The organism is Clostridium sp., assembly GCF_016650035.1.
Classification (GTDB): Bacteria; Bacillota; Clostridia; order Clostridiales; family Clostridiaceae; genus Clostridium_AD.
Genome location: NZ_JAENWM010000044.1, coordinates 1 through 16,240 on the forward strand (window position 1 = coordinate 1; position 16,240 = coordinate 16,240).

Genomic DNA, 16,240 nt, shown 5'->3' on the forward strand with positions numbered 1-16,240 from the left:
AATGTTTCTTTCAAAAAAAGTATAGCATACACTAGGTCTATTAAATTTACCCAAAATCATGATATAAAAAAGTAAAGCACCAACAATTTGTTGGTGCTAATGTTTCACTTATTTAGGGACATTTTCAAAAATGCTTGACAAGTATTTAATTTTTTATTTGAAATGTCACATCTACATAATTTTTCATATTATAAACTAGTAACAACTTTTTAATGTGGAGGTATCTATGAAAATAAAAAAACTCAAAGTTCTTTCCCTACTTCTCTCTCTTATCTTAATAACAACTTTACTTTCTGGATGTAAGAAAAATGCTAATGAAGCTTTAGTAAAAGTAAAATTAAATGAAGTGGTTCGTTCTATTTTCTATGCTCCTATGTATGCGGCCATTTCCGAAGGTTTCTTTAAAGAAGAAGGCATTGAAATTGACCTTTCAACTGGTCAAGGAGCAGACAAAACCATGCAACAAGTTTTAAGTAACGCTGTAGATATAGGTTTCAGTGGACCAGAACAAGTTATTTACATCTACAATCAAAACCGCGCTGATTATCCTGTTGTTTTTGCACAATTAACACAAAAGGACGGCGCTTTCCTAGTAGCTAGAAATGCTGAAACTAATTTCAACTGGGAATCCTTAAAGGGCAAGACACTAATAGGTGGAAGACCAGGTGGAGTTCCTGAAATGGCTTTAGAGTATGTTTTAAGAAATCATGGTGTTGACCCTAGTAGTGACATAGAACTTATTACTAATCTAGCTTTCACCGCTACTGCAGGAGCTTTTAAGGGTGGCACAGGTGATTATGTTTCTCTTTTTGAACCAACTGCCAGCTTAATGAAAAAAGATAATTCCGGACATATTGTAGCCTCCATAGGTGAGTCTGCTGGAACCATGCCTTATACCTGTTTTTATGCTACGCAATCTTATATAGAAAAGAACCCAGAAATGGTTGAAAAATTCACTAGAGCAATTTATAAAGGTCAAAAATGGGTAAATACTCACACTGATGCAGAAGTAGTCAGTTCAATTAAGTCTTACTTCCCTGGTGCAGATGAAACAGTACTTGTTGACTCTATCAAAAACTATAGAAATATTGATGCTTTTTCACCAAACCCAATATTAAAATCCGATGACTTAACAAGACTTATGGATATTATCCAATCTTACAAGGCAGATTTAATTCCTCAAAGGCCACCATTCGATAAAATTGTAAACAATACCTTTGCAGAAAAAGTAGTAAAAGATCTAAAATAAATATAAGTCTATAAAATGAATGTTCGTCATTTAGGGGTGTTCCGATAGCTTATAATTCGTTAACAGACTCTAAGTTTATTCCATGAACTAAGATTCTGTAAAACTCATTATATACTATCTTCCACACCCATAAATGCCGAACCTTCATAATTAATTAACTTATATATATTTACATACATCTCCGCAGTAATGAAACCTTTACGTAATCATCCGAGGAAGCATAATTTATTATGCCTTCCTACGAAGTTTCATAATACTGCTCAGATTATGTAAGTATGAAAGCTCACCGAAGTGACTTGCAATACGAGACGAAAAAACATTGAAATTCCATTTAGAAATTCTTGTTTTGCAAATATAAAATCCCCGTAGGCCTTCCAGGACGGAAGGCCAGTGAACCTGAGCCAGGATGGCGAATGTGAACGTTAGGGGATTTTATATGAGCAAAAGTTTAGAATTTCTTATGGAATTTCACGTTTTGAGTTCGTATTGCAAGCCACGAAGGTGAGCTTTCATACTTTGCTTAGTCCATCTTCTTGTCACTCGCTACTTCCTCATGAGCATGCTCAACCTCTACATCACTCTTAATGTTTTTGAATGCAACAGACATCATTAATTTTATTCTATTAATTTGATTTACTTCACTAGCACCTGGGTCATAATCTATAGCCGTAATATTAGCGCCCGGATACCTTCTCTTTAACTCTTTAATCATTCCTTTTCCTGTAACATGATTTGGAAGACAAGCAAAAGGCTGCATACATATTATATTTTTTGTTCCACTTTCAATAAGCTCAACCATTTCAGCAGTCAAGAACCACCCTTCACCTGTTTGATTACCTAGTGATAAAATAGGCGAAGCCCCATCAGCTAACTCATGTATAGTTTTTGGAGCATGAAATCTGCTACTATTATCTAAAACTGATTTCATGTGTTTCCTAAAACTTTCTATATAACCAATAGCTAAATTATTTAGTACTTGAGCTTTCTTGCTCTTACCCAAATATTTATATTTAAAATTAGCATCATAGGCACAGTATAAGAAAAAATCCAGAAAATCAGGCATAACAGCCTCTCCGCCCTCATTTTCAATAACATCTATAATGTTATTATTAGCTGTAGGATGGAACTTAACTAAAATCTCGCCCACTAGACCTACCTTAGGTTTTAAAATATTTTTAAGTTCTAGCTTATCAAACTGTGCTACTATAGCAGAGATATTCTTTTTATACTCCCTACTACTACCATTTATTACAGATTTTTTGCATATTTTTACCCATTTTTCATAAAGTAAATTTGCTGAACCTACTACCCTCTCATAAGGTCTAACTTTGTACAGCACCCTCATAAGCAAATCTCCGTACACTAAAGCCATTATTGACTTTTTAACCATTGAATAGCTAACTTTAAAACCTGGATTTGCCTCAAACCCAGCAGCATTTAGTGATATCACTGGAACTTTGGGAAACCCTGCTTCCTTAAGTGCCTTCCTAAGAAATCCAATATAATTTGTTGCTCTACAGCCTCCACCAGTCTGAGAAATTATAACTGAGGTATTTTCTATATCATATTTCCCTGATTTTAAGGCTTCAATTATTTGTCCCACTACAATTATTGTAGGATAACACGCATCATTATTTACATATTTTAAGCCTTCATCTACTGCTTTTGTATCTACCGAAGGTAAAATTTCTAAATTATAACCCGATGAATTAAATGCTTCCTGTACAAATTGAAAGTGTATTGGAGACATTTGAGGAGATAAAATCGTATGTTTTTTCCTCATTTCCTTAGTGAAAACTACTCTATTATAAGTCTCTCCTGTTTTCCTCTGAGGAATTCCATGCGTGTCTCTTTCATTAATGGCAGCCTTTAAGGATCTAATTCTAATTCTAGCAGCTCCCAGATTATTTCCCTCATCAATTTTTAAAGTTGTATATATCTTGCCGTTACTCGCTAAAATTTCCTGTACTTGGTCCGAAGTAACTGCATCAAGACCACATCCAAAAGAATTAAGTTGAACAAGCTCAACATTAGGCTCACTGGCTACAAAACTAGCTGCTGCATAAAGCCTTGAATGATATACCCACTGATCTACTGTTCTTAAAGGTCTTAAAACTTTACCTAAGTGCGCCACAGAATCCTCGGTAAGTACAGGCATATCAAAATCTGTAAGTACGCTAGGAATCCCATGATTAATCTCTGGATCTATATGATAAGGTCTTCCTGCTAAAACAATACCTTTCTTTCCGGTCCGCCTAATATATTCTACAACTTCTTCCCCTTTACTTTGAATGTCCAATTTAACCTTTTCAGTTTCAATCCATGCCTTTTTAGCAGCAATAGAAATTTCACTTTTATGGATGGCAAAACATGATAACTCATCATTTAATCTATTAACTAATGCTTTCTCATTATCTAAAGAAATAAAAGGACTTAGAAATTTTATATTTTTCTCCTTCAGAATATCCATATTATTTTTTATTACCTCAGGATACGAAGTTACAATAGGGCAGTTATAATGATCATCAGCTCCCGGTTGCTCTTTTTTTTCATATGGAATGCAAGGGTAGAATATAGTTTCTATTCCCTTATTTACAAGACTCATTATATGACCATGTACTATTTTAGCAGGGTAACAAGCTGATTCTGAGGGTATAGTCTCTAGTCCCATTTCATATACATTTTTTGAAGATCTCTCTGAAAGTTCAACCCTGAATCCTAAACTTGTGAAGAATGTAAACCAGAATGGATAATTTTCATATATATTAAGCACTCTTGGAATACCTATTGTGCCTCTAGGGGCCTCTTCTTTCTTTAGTGGAAGATAATCAAATATTCTTTTATATTTATAGTCATATACATTTGGAATTTCTTCTTTTTTAGAACTACGTCCTAGTGCTTTTTCACAACGATTACCAGATACAAATTGCCGTGACTTATCAAATCTATTAATTGTAAGAACACATTGATTAGCACACTGCTTGCATCTACCCATGGTGGTTTCAACGATAAAATCATCTAATTGCTCCAAAGATAATAATGTAGTGATTTTACCTTCCTCATATCTTTCTCTTGCAATAAGTGCAGCGCCAAAGGCACCCATTAAACCTGCAATGTCTGGTCTAACCGCTTCTCTCTCTGAAATAATTTCAAAAGCCCTAAGTACTGCGCTATTATAAAAGGTTCCACCTTGAACAATTAGCTTTTTACCCATATTTTTTGGATCTCTTATCTTAATAACTTTAAGCAGTGCATTTTTAATTACTGAATAAGAAAGTCCTGCTGATATATCCCCTACAGATGCACCTTCCTTTTGAGCCTGCTTAACTCTTGAATTCATAAACACAGTACATCTTGAACCTAAGTCCACGGGGCTTTTAGCGTGCAGTGCTGCAGTTGCAAAATCTTCTACTCCCATATTTAGAGACTGAGCAAATGTTTCTATAAAAGACCCACAACCAGAGGAACAAGCTTCATTTAGCATTATACTATCAATGACACCATTTTTTATTCTTAAACATTTCATATCTTGTCCACCAATGTCTAATATAAAATCTACTCCTGGTAAAAAGAATTCTGCTGCCTTGTAATGAGCTATAGTTTCAATTTCTCCAATGTCTACCTTTAAAGCAGCCATTATTAAACCTTCACCATAACCTGTTACTGCTGAATTCAAGATAATTGCATCCTTTGGTAGAATAGCGTATAACTCTTTTAATATTTTTCTAACGAGCCTTAGTGGATTGCCTTCATTTCCTCCATAGTAGGAATATAAAAGTGCACCCGCGTCATCTATAAGTGTAACTTTAGTAGTCGTAGACCCAGCATCTATTCCTAAAAAACAATTTCCACTATAAGTAGATAATTCTCTTCTCGCCACCTTATATTGGCTTTGACGCTGGTTAAAAACTTCTAATTCCTCTTGATCTAAAAATAGTGGTCTAAGTCTTTGAATTTCGTGACTAGTAGCCTCTTTTAATTTTGGAAGTTGTGCATTTAAATATTCAAAAGAAATAGTGGCCTCATCCTTTGATGCCATAGCAGCCCCTAGCGCAACAAATAGCTGAGAATCCTTTGGAAAAATAATTTGCTCCTCTGTTAACTTTAAAGTTTCAATGAACCTCTTTCTAAGCTCGGACAAGAAATATAATGGTCCACCTAAAAATGCGACATTTCCCCTAATAGGTCTACCGCAAGCAAGTCCACTAATAGTTTGATTAACTACCGACTGAAAAATTGACACAGCGATATCTTCTCTTGCCGCCCCTTCATTTAACAAGGGTTGAATATCAGTTTTTGCAAAAACTCCACATCTAGCAGCAATAGGATATATAGTTTTATAAGATTTTGCAAGTTCATTGAGTCCTGTTGCATCTGTTTGAAGAAGGGATGCCATCTGATCAATAAATGCACCAGTTCCACCAGCGCAAGTACCATTCATTCTTTGGTCAATACCTCCATCAAAGTATATGATTTTTGCATCTTCCCCACCAAGCTCTATAGCTACATTAGTTCTTGGTATAATATTTTCTATAGCATATGTGCCGGCTACCACTTCCTGCATAAATGGAATGCTTAGCCATTTAGATAGAGCTAGTCCACCAGATCCAGTTACAATAATAGTAATATCACATTCCATAAACTTTCTATAAGCCTCACTTAAAAGGTCTGCTATTGTACTTTTTATATCAGAGAAATGCCTCTGATACTTGCTATATATTATTTTTTCTTGCTCATTAATAAGTACTATCTTAACAGTAGTTGATCCTACATCTAATCCAACATGTATTATTTTTTTCATAATTATCTTCTTTTCCTCCGCGAGTTAATATTTTTTGTATTTTATAACCCTAATTTTTAATTATATATGTTTATTTGCTCAAATTCAATCTTAATAATATTTGAAATTATATCATATTTCAGTAAATAACACACTATTCCTATATCTATATCCTTATTCTTCAAAAATACAATTTATTTTATCTGTTTTCAGCCTCCTATATATACTTTCTATTAATTACATATTATTCATATTCCCTGTAAATATCAACCTAATTCACAAAAAATTAATAATTGTTTTATTTGATTTCTAAAAACTTTAATATTATAAATCAAATTAAATGTCGTTAACAATACATTGTTAAAACTCATATACTAAACTATAAGTTGAAGGGAGATGATAAAGTGATTAAAGTAGAAATTAATAATATATCCATGAATTACCATTCTTTAACTGCAGAAACTCCTGCTTTAGATAATATTTCTTTTAGTGTACAAGAAGGACATTTTTTAAGCATTGTAGGTCCTTCTGGCTGTGGAAAATCTACGCTATTAAATATAATAGCTGGCTTAATTACGCCATCATTTGGCGAAGTAATAATTAATCACCTTGATAATAGAGCCAACTCAAAGATTGGATATATGTTTCAAAAAGATCAGCTATTCGACTGGTTAACTGTATGGGACAATGTACTCTTAGGACTTAAAATTAACCATCGTATTACAGATGACAATAAAAATATAGTAAAAACTCTTCTAATAAACTATAATCTCTGGGAATTTCGAAATCACCATCCTAGAGAATTATCCGGAGGCATGCGTCAAAGGGTTGCTCTAATTAGAACCCTAGCACTTAGACCTGAAATACTACTTTTAGATGAACCCTTTTCCGCCTTAGACTATCAAACAAGATTAAATATTAGTGATGAAGTATACGCGATCATAAAAAAAGAAAAGAAAACTACTATAATGGTAACTCATGATATATCAGAGGCTATCTCTATGTCAGATGAAATTATTATTCTTTCAAATCGCCCGGCAATAATTATTAAGGATATCCCTCTTAAATTTGAAGAAAATTTTTCTTGTCCTTTAAAACGCAGAGAAGCTCCAAATTTCGGAGTTTATTTCAATGAAATTTGGAAGGAGTTGAATGTTAATGCTGATACAAAGCGATGAACACAAAAATTATATTAAAGACTTAAAAAAGAAGAAATATTATATTGTTTTTACAAGAATACTTATATTAATTGTATTTTTCAGCTTGTGGGAAATAGCTGGAAGACTTAACTTAATTGATTCTTTCCTTACTAGCACACCTTCAAAAATGTATAAATCATTTATGCAAATATATTCTGAGGGTACACTCCTAACTGCTATTTCAATAACCTGTTTTGAAACTATAATAGGATTTTTACTAGGAACAATATTAGGTGCCATAATTGCAATACTATTATGGTGGTCCGATTTTGTTTCAAAAGTTTTGGATCCATATCTGATAGTATTAAATGCCCTACCTAAGGTAGCTCTTGCGCCTATTATTATATTTTGGGTAGGCAACGGAATAAAAGCAATAATAGTCATTGCTCTTTTAATATCAATTGTTGTAACTATAATAAATATACTAAATGGTTTTAAAGAAGTGGATGAAGATAAAATCAAGCTTTTAAAAACCTTCGGAGCTTCTAAATTCCAAATATTAATTAATTTAATTATTCCTGCTTCTATTCCAACTCTGATTTCAGCACTTAAAATTAATGTTGGCCTCTCATGGGTTGGTGTAATAATGGGTGAGTTCTTAGTGGCTAAAAATGGTTTGGGATTCCTTATAATCTTTGGCGGGCAAATTTCTCAATTAGATATGGTAATGATGAGTATAGTGATACTTTCTATCTTAGCTTACCTCATGTATGAGATGGTTGCGTTTATAGAGAGAAAAGTTGTAAACAAAAATAAATAATATTTTGTTATACGTGAATATTATTAAGTCCCTTGGGCTAGAATTTAAATGGAATAAGAATAATAATTACAAAGTAACAATATATTTATTTATAATACATTTATAACTCTTTGGAGACTATAACTTGTTAGAGAACTATAAGGAGGATGCTCATGGACTATTTTCAAAAGGCTAACGACATATACAATACTAAGGATTACAACAAAGCAATAACCCTATATAAAAAAGCTGCTGAAATGAAAGATAATGAGGCCGGTGCCCTTTATAATACTGCTGTATGTTTTATTCACTTAAAAGAATACGAAAAAGCAATTCCAATATTCCACGCGGCTATATCTTTACGTAAAGAAAGTAAATATTTTTTTAACTTAGCTTATTGCTATGCTATGTGCCTTAACAAGCCAAAATCATTGTATTACTTTAATACTGCTTGGTCACTAAATAATGATGATGAAGATTGTGAAAAAGCAATTAACTTATTATTAAAAAGCTATAGAATAGCCCCCTAATAAATAGGAGGCTATTTTATATTAATTTATTATCTTATAATGTATTTTCTACCATTCTCCAGCTATAATTTCCTCTTTATGATCAATATCAAACCTTTCACTATCAAAATAGTCCCCACCAATTAAAAATGTGGGATCAACATTGATCCATCTATTTTCATCCTCAATGTACACTTGATTCCAAGCATGACTAACCCAATTACTTCCATTGAATCCCTGACCAGTTATAATTCTAACTTTTATGTTATTAGCTTTACTCATGGCTGCAAAAAGGCAAGCATAATCAAAACATATTCCATTTCTTGAGTTAAAAGTTGGAATGGCCCCAGATTCAACTTCTAGGTCGTTATTTAATACTCTAGTTGCTTTTTCATCATCATAAACTATTTCACTACCCACCCATTTATATATAAGTTCCGCTTTTTTTATTGTGGCCTTTTCATCAGATACAAGGTTCACTGCAAACTTATCAATTTCTTCATTAGACTTAATCCCTTGCTCTAGTGTAACTCCATTGTAATAAGTTATTACTTTTGAATTGTTAGGTAAACTATTCTGTGGGTTGTTCTGCAATTTGTTATCTGATTCAGCAGCTTCTTTTACTACAATCTTAAAGGAATCATTAACAATATTCGGAAGTTTTTTAGCAATTTTCGAATTAGTAAGTGGAATAACTACTTGTTTGGATATATAATTATATAATTGTGATTCTTCTAGATACTTATTATATGTATCGGTTATGTTAAGAAGAGATAAAAAATTCAATATAAAAGTAATAACAATTACATAGGTTAATGCCCTAGGCACTTGAAATATTGAACCCATAAATCTCTTAAAAAAAACACTTTTAGATCTCATTTTATTCTCGATAGTATCAAACAGTGGATAAAAAGTAATTCTACTAATGAAATTAACTACATAACTTATTATGCTATAAATTATCGAAACCACTATTGGCATAAATAACACATAGACTACTAATGGTTTACTATTTATAAACTCTACAACTTGAATTGGTATAGAGTCATATATTTTTTGGTACATGATTTCATTATGTTGAATAAAAACTTTTTTGGTAAAGTAAATACCTAAAAACAATGAAGTTAAAAAAGAAACACTACCAATAATCCCCTGGAATGATCCTTTTAAATCTTGAGATGAAAATTTAAATATAAACCCTTGAACTATCGGGTACATAAACACTAATAATAGAACTAAAGTTAGGGGCTCTTTAAACAACTTTATCACCTGCCTTCATTATTAAAACATAAAAGTTCAATTATACTTACTACGTTCTACTCGTAATCATCATTAATTAAATCTTTTAATACTTTTTTAATTTCATCCCACTTATATCCTCTTCTTAAAAGATAATCTCCCAGCTTTTTATATATCTTAATTTTGGTGGAATCTGACTTAATTAGTATGTTATATCTTTTGCTAGCTAGTTCATGTAATTTAAAGTAATTTTCTTCATAAGTATCCTCTGAAATCACCTTAGCGCATGGCTCGTCGCTATTGTAATTTTTAATGACACTATTTAAAACCTCATTTATTATTTCAAAATCAAATCCATTTCGAACTAAATAGTCTGCAGTTTTTTTATAAAGCTTTCTTGTATCTTTTTCACTCTTGAATATTACGGCAATTTTTTTTTCGCCTAGTCTAAGTGCTACTAGACTTTGCTGCTCACTAGTTATTGTATTAAGACCTTCCTCAATTAACTCTTGTGGAAGACCTTTTTTTATTAGTGTGAATTTAATTTTATTTTTGCCACTGGACCTGACTTTTTCCTTTATAAAAAGTTCTACAAACCTCTTATCATCTATAAAGTCATACTCCTTTAAAAAAATCAATACTCTACCTATGGTCTTAGCATCAAAATCTTTTAATGTTAATTTATCAATTACTTGTTTAGCTGACTTAAAGCTTCTTTCTAAAAAATGAAGTGCAGAGTTTTTAGCCTTTATATAATTATCTTCATTAACTATGTCTTCTAGATTTTCTTTGTCAATGGTTTCGCCTTTTGTGATATTATGGATATATACAAGACCCACATCACAAGCAAATGCAAATTCATCATCCATATAAATGTTAACTCTATCCTTATTCTTTTTTTGCATTTCTATTTTTGTTATAATATTACTCAATACTAACCTCTCTTTTCTGGTAAGAATACGTGGATTGTTGGCTTTTGTAATACTTTTCTAGAAATATTATATAAATCTTCACTCTTAATATTGTCCATATTTTCCATATCCAAAACAAACTGATATATGTCTTCATTGTCCATAGCTTGATGAATTACATAATTACCAAGATCCGTAGAATCCTCTAAAGTTGATGCTATCGCTGTTTTTAATATCTTTTTCATAAGTGATATTGTATTTTCATCGAAAATTATTTTTTCACTTCCAATATTTTCTATGGCATTATCAATTACACGAATTGCTTCATCTACATTTTCTTCAGACACCGCTGTATATATATACAGTGATTTAACATTATTTGAAGTATCTAAATTAGTGTAAACATCATAGGACAATCCTCGCTGTTCTCGAAGTTCTCTAAATAATATAGAATTAGAACTCTCGCCAAATTTATGGTTTAGTATTCTTAGAGCTAATTCTTCATCATTAGATAATCCATTGAAGGTATACAAGTAAAGTATGGTGCTTTGCTCTATTTCTTTTTTATATGAAATCTTTGTTACAAATTGATGATGTTCGTACATTATTTTTTTCTTTTCAAATTCTTTTTTTATCCAGCTACCAAAATACTCCTTCACCATATTTATTATGTCATCATGTTCAAATGGAGAGACAATAGATATAAAAGAATTATTAGGTAAATAGTATTTATTATAAAAACCTACAAGCTGTTTCTTTGTAATTTTTTTTATGATACTTTCATTACCAATAGTATCTTCCCTAAGCGGACTATATTTAAATGCAATCTCATTAACTTTTTTAAAACTTAAGTCTTCAATGTCATCTTTACTTGTTCTAATCTCAGCTAATATAACGCCCCTTTCCTTTTCAATTTCATCATCTGGAAAGGTTGAATTTAAAATCATGTCTCCCATAAGCATTATTGCATTTTCTAATTCTTCACTTAAAATTGTAGCACTATACACTGTACAGTTAAAATCCGTGTATGCATTATATTCTCCACCTAAATTTTCTAGATCGCTGTTTAACTTTTCATTTGTTCTACTTTTAGTGCCTTTAAAAAGCATATGCTCAATAAAGTGGGCTATTCCCTTTTCCTTTTTTTCTTCAGAAAGAGACCCTATATTAATCCCAGCATGTACTGCGGCAATTTGACTATCCTTTTTAATTGTAATGAGTTTAATTCCATTACTTAATTCCGTTTGTCTAGTATTAAAACTTTCTTTAATCATCATATTCTCCTTTAACCTAAAACTATATTGTTATAGCTTTTTTAAATGATTCTAACATCAAAAAATAAAAAATATATACAAATTAACTATATCACACTTTCACCCCTTTTAGACTACTTTATTGTAGAATATGCTCTCTATTCTTTGTATTATTTCCTTCAATAAGTGTAAATATATATTCCACTACTTCTATATTTATAACTTCTTTTATACAAACGCCTATATAATGTAAAATAAATTTAATGACATTATAATGTACCTATCATTTTTTACAAAAATTAAAAAACAATTCAATTAGCAATGTAACAATATAAATATATTTGACTAATGCTAAAATATATAGTAGAATTAAAGTTCGGTCGAATACTCATAGACAGTTCGTAACCATCCTGTCTGAAAACAAAACTACGGAGGCACAAAAATGAATATTAAATTAAATGAAGGAACTACGTCTGTAAAAACAAGAAAAATTGTTTTTGCAGGAATGGTGGCTGCTATTTATGCAACTTTAACTCTAAGCTTATCGTTTTTCAGCTTTGGAGTTATTCAATATCGTATTGCTGAAGGACTTACTATCTTACCTTACTTTGCATCCTTTTCAATCCCAGGACTAGTAATAGGTTGTATAGTTTCTAATGTCATGAGTCCAGTAGGTATTATGGATATGATTTTCGGTTCCCTTGCAACGTTTATAGCTGCAATTTCAACTTACTATATTGGTAAAAGCAAACTGAAATTCAAAAGAATACTTGCTCCATTACCGGCTGTAGTAGTTAATGCCATTATTATAGGCATACTGTTAAAGCTTTTATACGTTAAAGACATTCCCCTTTTACTTTGTATATTACAAGTTGGATGGGGACAATTAGTCTGCTGTTATGGAATTGGATTACCTCTTATTTATGTTATTGAGAAGAACCCAATTTTGAGGAATTTTTTGAAATAATTATTAAAAAGCAATGTAATTTTGCTTTTTAGTTTAATATTCGCTATTTTGCATTCACTTATTAATATGAGATGTATTTGATACTTTATGAAAAGAAAGAGGAATTTTAATGACTAAAACTGAAACTCCAAGAATCAAATTTGATGAACTAGGATTAAATGAATCCGTACTACACGCTATACAAGATTTGAAATTTGAATACCCATCCGATATCCAACAAAAAGCTATTCCAGTTGTATTAGATGGCTTTGATATTATAGGTCAAGCACAAACAGGAACTGGTAAAACATTAGCCTTTGGTGCACCTATTTTAAGTAGAATGGAAAAAGGTAATGGAAAAATTCAGGCAATAATAATGTCTCCAACAAGAGAACTTGCTGTGCAAGTTGCTGAAGAACTTCAACGTATTGCAAAACATGAAAGAATTAAGATATTGCCAATCTATGGTGGTCAATCTATTGACAGACAAATATCTGCTTTAAAAAGAGGCGTAGATATTGTTGTTGGAACTCCCGGAAGACTTCTCGACCATATTAGAAAAGGTACTTTGAAACTCGCAAATGCTAAGTTTCTTGTTTTAGATGAAGCCGACGAAATGTTAAACATGGGCTTTATAGAAGATATCGAAAGTATTATAAGTAACTTAAGCGAAGATAGACAGACTTTACTTTTCTCAGCTACTATGCCAAGAGCTATTAAAACATTGTCGAAAAAATATATGAAACCAGATACAAAGGTTATTGCTATCGAAAAGAAATCTATGACTGTTTCTAAAACTAAACAATATTACTACGAAGTAAATTCAAAAAATAAATTTGAATCATTATGTAGAATACTTGATGTTGACGCTCCTAAAACTTGTATATTATTCTGTAAAACTAAAAAAGGTGTAGATGAGTTAGTAGAAGCATTACAACCTAGAGGTTATACTGTAGATGGTATGCATGGAGATATGAAACAAAGCCAAAGAATGAACACTCTAAAGAAATTCAAAGATGGTAATTTAAATTTCTTAATTGCAACAGATGTGGCAGCAAGAGGTATTGATGTTGATGATATTACTCATGTTATAAACTATGATTTGCCACAAGATACAGAAAGCTATGTACATAGAATTGGAAGAACAGGCAGAGCTGGTAAAGAAGGTATAGCTTATAGTCTTATTACAAGAAGAGAAGCGTCTGCTATAAGACAAATTGAACGTGATACTAAAAGCGTAATAACAAAAAAAGCTGTTCCTAGTATACCAGATATTTTTGCAGCTAAATCAGATACAATTTTAAAATCTATAAAATTAACATTAACAGAAGATTTATATGATAACTTTGTTCCTTTAGGTAAAACACTAACAGACGAATTTGGTGCTGAAGATGTAGCTGCTTCTCTAATCAAAATTATTTTTGATAAAGAAGTTAACTATAACTATGCAGATGATACTGTTTCAACAGCAGATAACGTTAGATTATTTCTTTCTATAGGAAGAATGGACGAAGTTATGACTAAAGATATTATAGCTTTCCTAGCTGAAACTGCTAATATTAATAAAAATGAACTTGGCCGTATTGATATTCTAGATAAATTCTCTTTTCTAGATGTTCCTGAAAACCTAGTTGATGCTATATTAAGAAAAAGCTCAGGTCAGAAGTTAAATAAAAGAAAAGTTAATATTGAAGTTGCTAAATCTAGAAGATAGATTTTATTAGCTCAAAAAAGAGCCCTAATTATTAGGGCTCTTTTTTATTTTAATCCAATATAGTAGCTTTGTATATTTCTTCCAAAGCACATAGTTTTTGCACAACCCCACTGCTCCTAATATGTTTTGGGGCTAAAACTGTATACATTGTTGTACTATACTGTAGATTTTCATCCTCATCTTCATCGTCAATTAAAAATTCTATATTTTTAACTTTTATCCCCATACCATCAAAGTATTGTTCTAATTTCTCTACCATGTTTTTCTTGTTACCATATTGAATCTCTATTTTTATAATTTTAGTGTTTTTAAAAATCTTAGCTTCAATATTCTTAAGAAATACTAATACTATAAAAACACATATAGTTGATAGTATAGTTAAAGTATAATAACCAAGCCCTGCCGCAAGCCCAATACATGCCACTGTCCATATACTTGCTGCAGTAGTAAGTCCCTTTACCGATCCCTTTTCATGCATAATAGTACCTGCTCCTAAGAACCCTACTCCTGTTATAACTTGCGCTCCAAGCCTTCCAATATCTGCCTTTATTGCATTTTGGAGTTCTGGATGCAGCAGTATAATATTTATTGTGTCTTGAATTGAATATAATTGTATCATCGAGGTAATTGCGGCACCTAAACATACCAGTATATGTGTCCTAAAACCGGCAGGTCTATTTTTAGATTCTCTCTCGTATCCAATTAAGCCGCCAACTACAACTGCCAGCGCAAGCCTAATAACTACTTCATAAGCTAACATCTACATTCCTCCGTAAAATTCATCATATTCTATTATAAATAAATAAAAGCTATTATGTGCACACTTATATCAAAACTTCTTAATTTAGATGCTTTAACTCAATAGAATTTGACTTAAGCCATGCTATAACAAATTCGTATACAGAGTTATCTTCATATTTATACCACTTATCTATTTCATCTTGCTTATCCATTAGAAGGTGCTTAAATCTTTTTATAGGTTCATCACTTTTTAATGCTTTTTGTAATTCTACTTTTAAATCTGGATCACTAATTAAATTAGCATATATCTTCATTTCACCTATATAAAAATCATCATTAATAACAGGAGTTCTTATATATCTATTATCCGCATCTTCGCTAATAAGTATAGCCACACTAACGAATTCTTTTAACCAATTATCAAAAGTATCTTCTTTTAAAGTTTCATTTTCTAAGGCTAAACACACTTCCGATGGTATATAAATAGCCTCACCAGTATCTGTATCTAAAAAACTTTTCCCTAAATCGTCATCCACTGATGAAATTGTTTCTATAAATGCTTCCATATTAATACTTAGTAGCTTCAAAATTTCAACTCCTCTTTGTAATTACATTTACTCATCATATTTATAATAAAAACCAACAAACCTTGCGGTTTATTGGTTTTTATCTATTCATCAAAAGTTGATTCATATTCTTCTAATACTTTTTCAAATTCTTCTTCATCTTCTACTGCAATATATTCCTTTTTACCGTCTACCTCTTCGATTTTATAGACATATGCATCATCTTCATCTCCTACAGGAGCTAACAGTGCATATTTATTTTCGTTCAAGTCAATTATTTCCACTAATTCAAATTCAACCTTTTCTCCATCTTCATCTACCATTGTTATGATTTTATTTTCTTCCATAATCATTCTCCTTTCAAACGTATTAAGCACATTATACCTTTAATATA

At 31.3% G+C, this 16,240-nt stretch carries 13 protein-coding genes; 6 read left to right on the top strand and 7 right to left on the bottom strand.

Translation table 11 applies throughout. The features are described 5' to 3' along the window. Nucleotides 1-226 precede the first annotated feature (226 nt). The gene (locus tag JJD95_RS11485) at nucleotides 227-1,249 is read left to right on the top strand and encodes an ABC transporter substrate-binding protein (protein ID WP_291643189.1); all 1,023 of its coding nucleotides are present in this window, start codon (nucleotides 227-229) and stop codon (nucleotides 1,247-1,249) included. A 520-nt stretch (nucleotides 1,250-1,769) separates the two neighbouring features. On the opposite strand, the gene JJD95_RS11490 is transcribed toward JJD95_RS11485, so the two are convergent. After that, nucleotides 1,770-6,050, bottom strand: coding sequence for a 2-hydroxyacyl-CoA dehydratase (locus tag JJD95_RS11490; protein ID WP_291643162.1), 4,281 nt, complete (start codon nucleotides 6,048-6,050; stop codon nucleotides 1,770-1,772). Between the two features lie 383 nt (nucleotides 6,051-6,433). On the opposite strand from JJD95_RS11490, the gene JJD95_RS11495 reads away from it, so the two are divergent. From JJD95_RS11495 to JJD95_RS11505, 3 genes are all read left to right on the top strand, one after another. Then, nucleotides 6,434-7,207 (top strand): ABC transporter ATP-binding protein, encoded by a 774-nt coding sequence (locus JJD95_RS11495; RefSeq protein WP_291643190.1) that lies wholly within the window; start codon nucleotides 6,434-6,436, stop codon nucleotides 7,205-7,207. Beyond that, entirely contained in the window at nucleotides 7,188-7,988 is an 801-nt protein-coding gene (locus JJD95_RS11500; RefSeq protein ID WP_291643163.1) for an ABC transporter permease, read from the top strand. Before JJD95_RS11495 ends, JJD95_RS11500 begins: the two co-directional genes overlap by 20 nt. 152 nt (nucleotides 7,989-8,140) lie before the next feature. After that, nucleotides 8,141-8,497, top strand: a complete 357-nt coding sequence (locus tag JJD95_RS11505) for a tetratricopeptide repeat protein (protein WP_291643164.1) — start codon at nucleotides 8,141-8,143, stop codon at nucleotides 8,495-8,497. A 48-nt stretch (nucleotides 8,498-8,545) separates the two neighbouring features. On the opposite strand, the gene JJD95_RS11510 is transcribed toward JJD95_RS11505, so the two are convergent. The 3 genes from JJD95_RS11510 to JJD95_RS11520 all read right to left on the bottom strand — a co-directional run bounded on the left by JJD95_RS11510 (nucleotide 8,546) and on the right by JJD95_RS11520 (nucleotide 11,900). Beyond that, a complete protein-coding gene (locus tag JJD95_RS11510) occupies nucleotides 8,546-9,694 on the bottom strand; it encodes a transglutaminase-like domain-containing protein (RefSeq protein ID WP_291643165.1) in 1,149 nt (382 codons plus the stop codon). Nucleotides 9,695-9,792: 98 nt separating this feature from the next. After that, entirely contained in the window at nucleotides 9,793-10,647 is an 855-nt protein-coding gene (gene recX, locus JJD95_RS11515) for a recombination regulator RecX (protein ID WP_291643166.1), read from the bottom strand. A gap of 2 nt (nucleotides 10,648-10,649) precedes the next feature. Further along, complete coding sequence (locus JJD95_RS11520) at nucleotides 10,650-11,900, bottom strand: pitrilysin family protein (RefSeq protein WP_291643167.1); 1,251 nt, start codon at nucleotides 11,898-11,900, stop codon at nucleotides 10,650-10,652. A gap of 421 nt (nucleotides 11,901-12,321) precedes the next feature. On the opposite strand from JJD95_RS11520, the gene JJD95_RS11525 reads away from it, so the two are divergent. Both JJD95_RS11525 and JJD95_RS11530 read left to right on the top strand, forming a co-directional pair. Beyond that, a complete protein-coding gene (locus JJD95_RS11525; RefSeq protein ID WP_291643168.1) occupies nucleotides 12,322-12,846 on the top strand; it encodes a QueT transporter family protein in 525 nt (174 codons plus the stop codon). 109 nt (nucleotides 12,847-12,955) lie between these two features. Beyond that, the gene (locus JJD95_RS11530) at nucleotides 12,956-14,539 is read left to right on the top strand and encodes a DEAD/DEAH box helicase (protein WP_291643169.1); all 1,584 of its coding nucleotides are present in this window, start codon (nucleotides 12,956-12,958) and stop codon (nucleotides 14,537-14,539) included. Between the two features lie 49 nt (nucleotides 14,540-14,588). Here JJD95_RS11530 and JJD95_RS11535 read toward each other — a convergent pair whose 3' ends face one another. From JJD95_RS11535 to JJD95_RS11545, 3 genes are all read right to left on the bottom strand, one after another. Next, complete coding sequence (locus JJD95_RS11535) at nucleotides 14,589-15,299, bottom strand: MgtC/SapB family protein (RefSeq protein ID WP_291643170.1); 711 nt, start codon at nucleotides 15,297-15,299, stop codon at nucleotides 14,589-14,591. Nucleotides 15,300-15,378: 79 nt separating this feature from the next. Further along, complete coding sequence (locus tag JJD95_RS11540; RefSeq protein ID WP_291643171.1) at nucleotides 15,379-15,867, bottom strand: UPF0158 family protein; 489 nt, start codon at nucleotides 15,865-15,867, stop codon at nucleotides 15,379-15,381. Between the two features lie 83 nt (nucleotides 15,868-15,950). Beyond that, nucleotides 15,951-16,193, bottom strand: a complete 243-nt coding sequence (locus JJD95_RS11545) for a DUF1292 domain-containing protein (RefSeq protein ID WP_291643172.1) — start codon at nucleotides 16,191-16,193, stop codon at nucleotides 15,951-15,953. Nucleotides 16,194-16,240 lie beyond the last annotated feature (47 nt).

Coding starts and splice junctions, on each gene's coding strand:
- JJD95_RS11485 (WP_291643189.1), top strand. CDS start 227: ATGAAAATAAAAAAACTCAAAGTTCTTTCCCTACTTCTCTCTCTTATC.
- JJD95_RS11490 (WP_291643162.1), bottom strand. CDS start 6,050: ATGAAAAAAATAATACATGTTGGATTAGATGTAGGATCAACTACTGTT.
- JJD95_RS11500 (WP_291643163.1), top strand. CDS start 7,188: ATGCTGATACAAAGCGATGAACACAAAAATTATATTAAAGACTTAAAA.
- JJD95_RS11505 (WP_291643164.1), top strand. CDS start 8,141: ATGGACTATTTTCAAAAGGCTAACGACATATACAATACTAAGGATTAC.
- JJD95_RS11510 (WP_291643165.1), bottom strand. CDS start 9,694: ATGTACCCGATAGTTCAAGGGTTTATATTTAAATTTTCATCTCAAGAT.
- JJD95_RS11520 (WP_291643167.1), bottom strand. CDS start 11,900: ATGATTAAAGAAAGTTTTAATACTAGACAAACGGAATTAAGTAATGGA.
- JJD95_RS11525 (WP_291643168.1), top strand. CDS start 12,322: ATGAATATTAAATTAAATGAAGGAACTACGTCTGTAAAAACAAGAAAA.
- JJD95_RS11530 (WP_291643169.1), top strand. CDS start 12,956: ATGACTAAAACTGAAACTCCAAGAATCAAATTTGATGAACTAGGATTA.
- JJD95_RS11535 (WP_291643170.1), bottom strand. CDS start 15,299: ATGTTAGCTTATGAAGTAGTTATTAGGCTTGCGCTGGCAGTTGTAGTT.
- JJD95_RS11545 (WP_291643172.1), bottom strand. CDS start 16,193: ATGGAAGAAAATAAAATCATAACAATGGTAGATGAAGATGGAGAAAAG.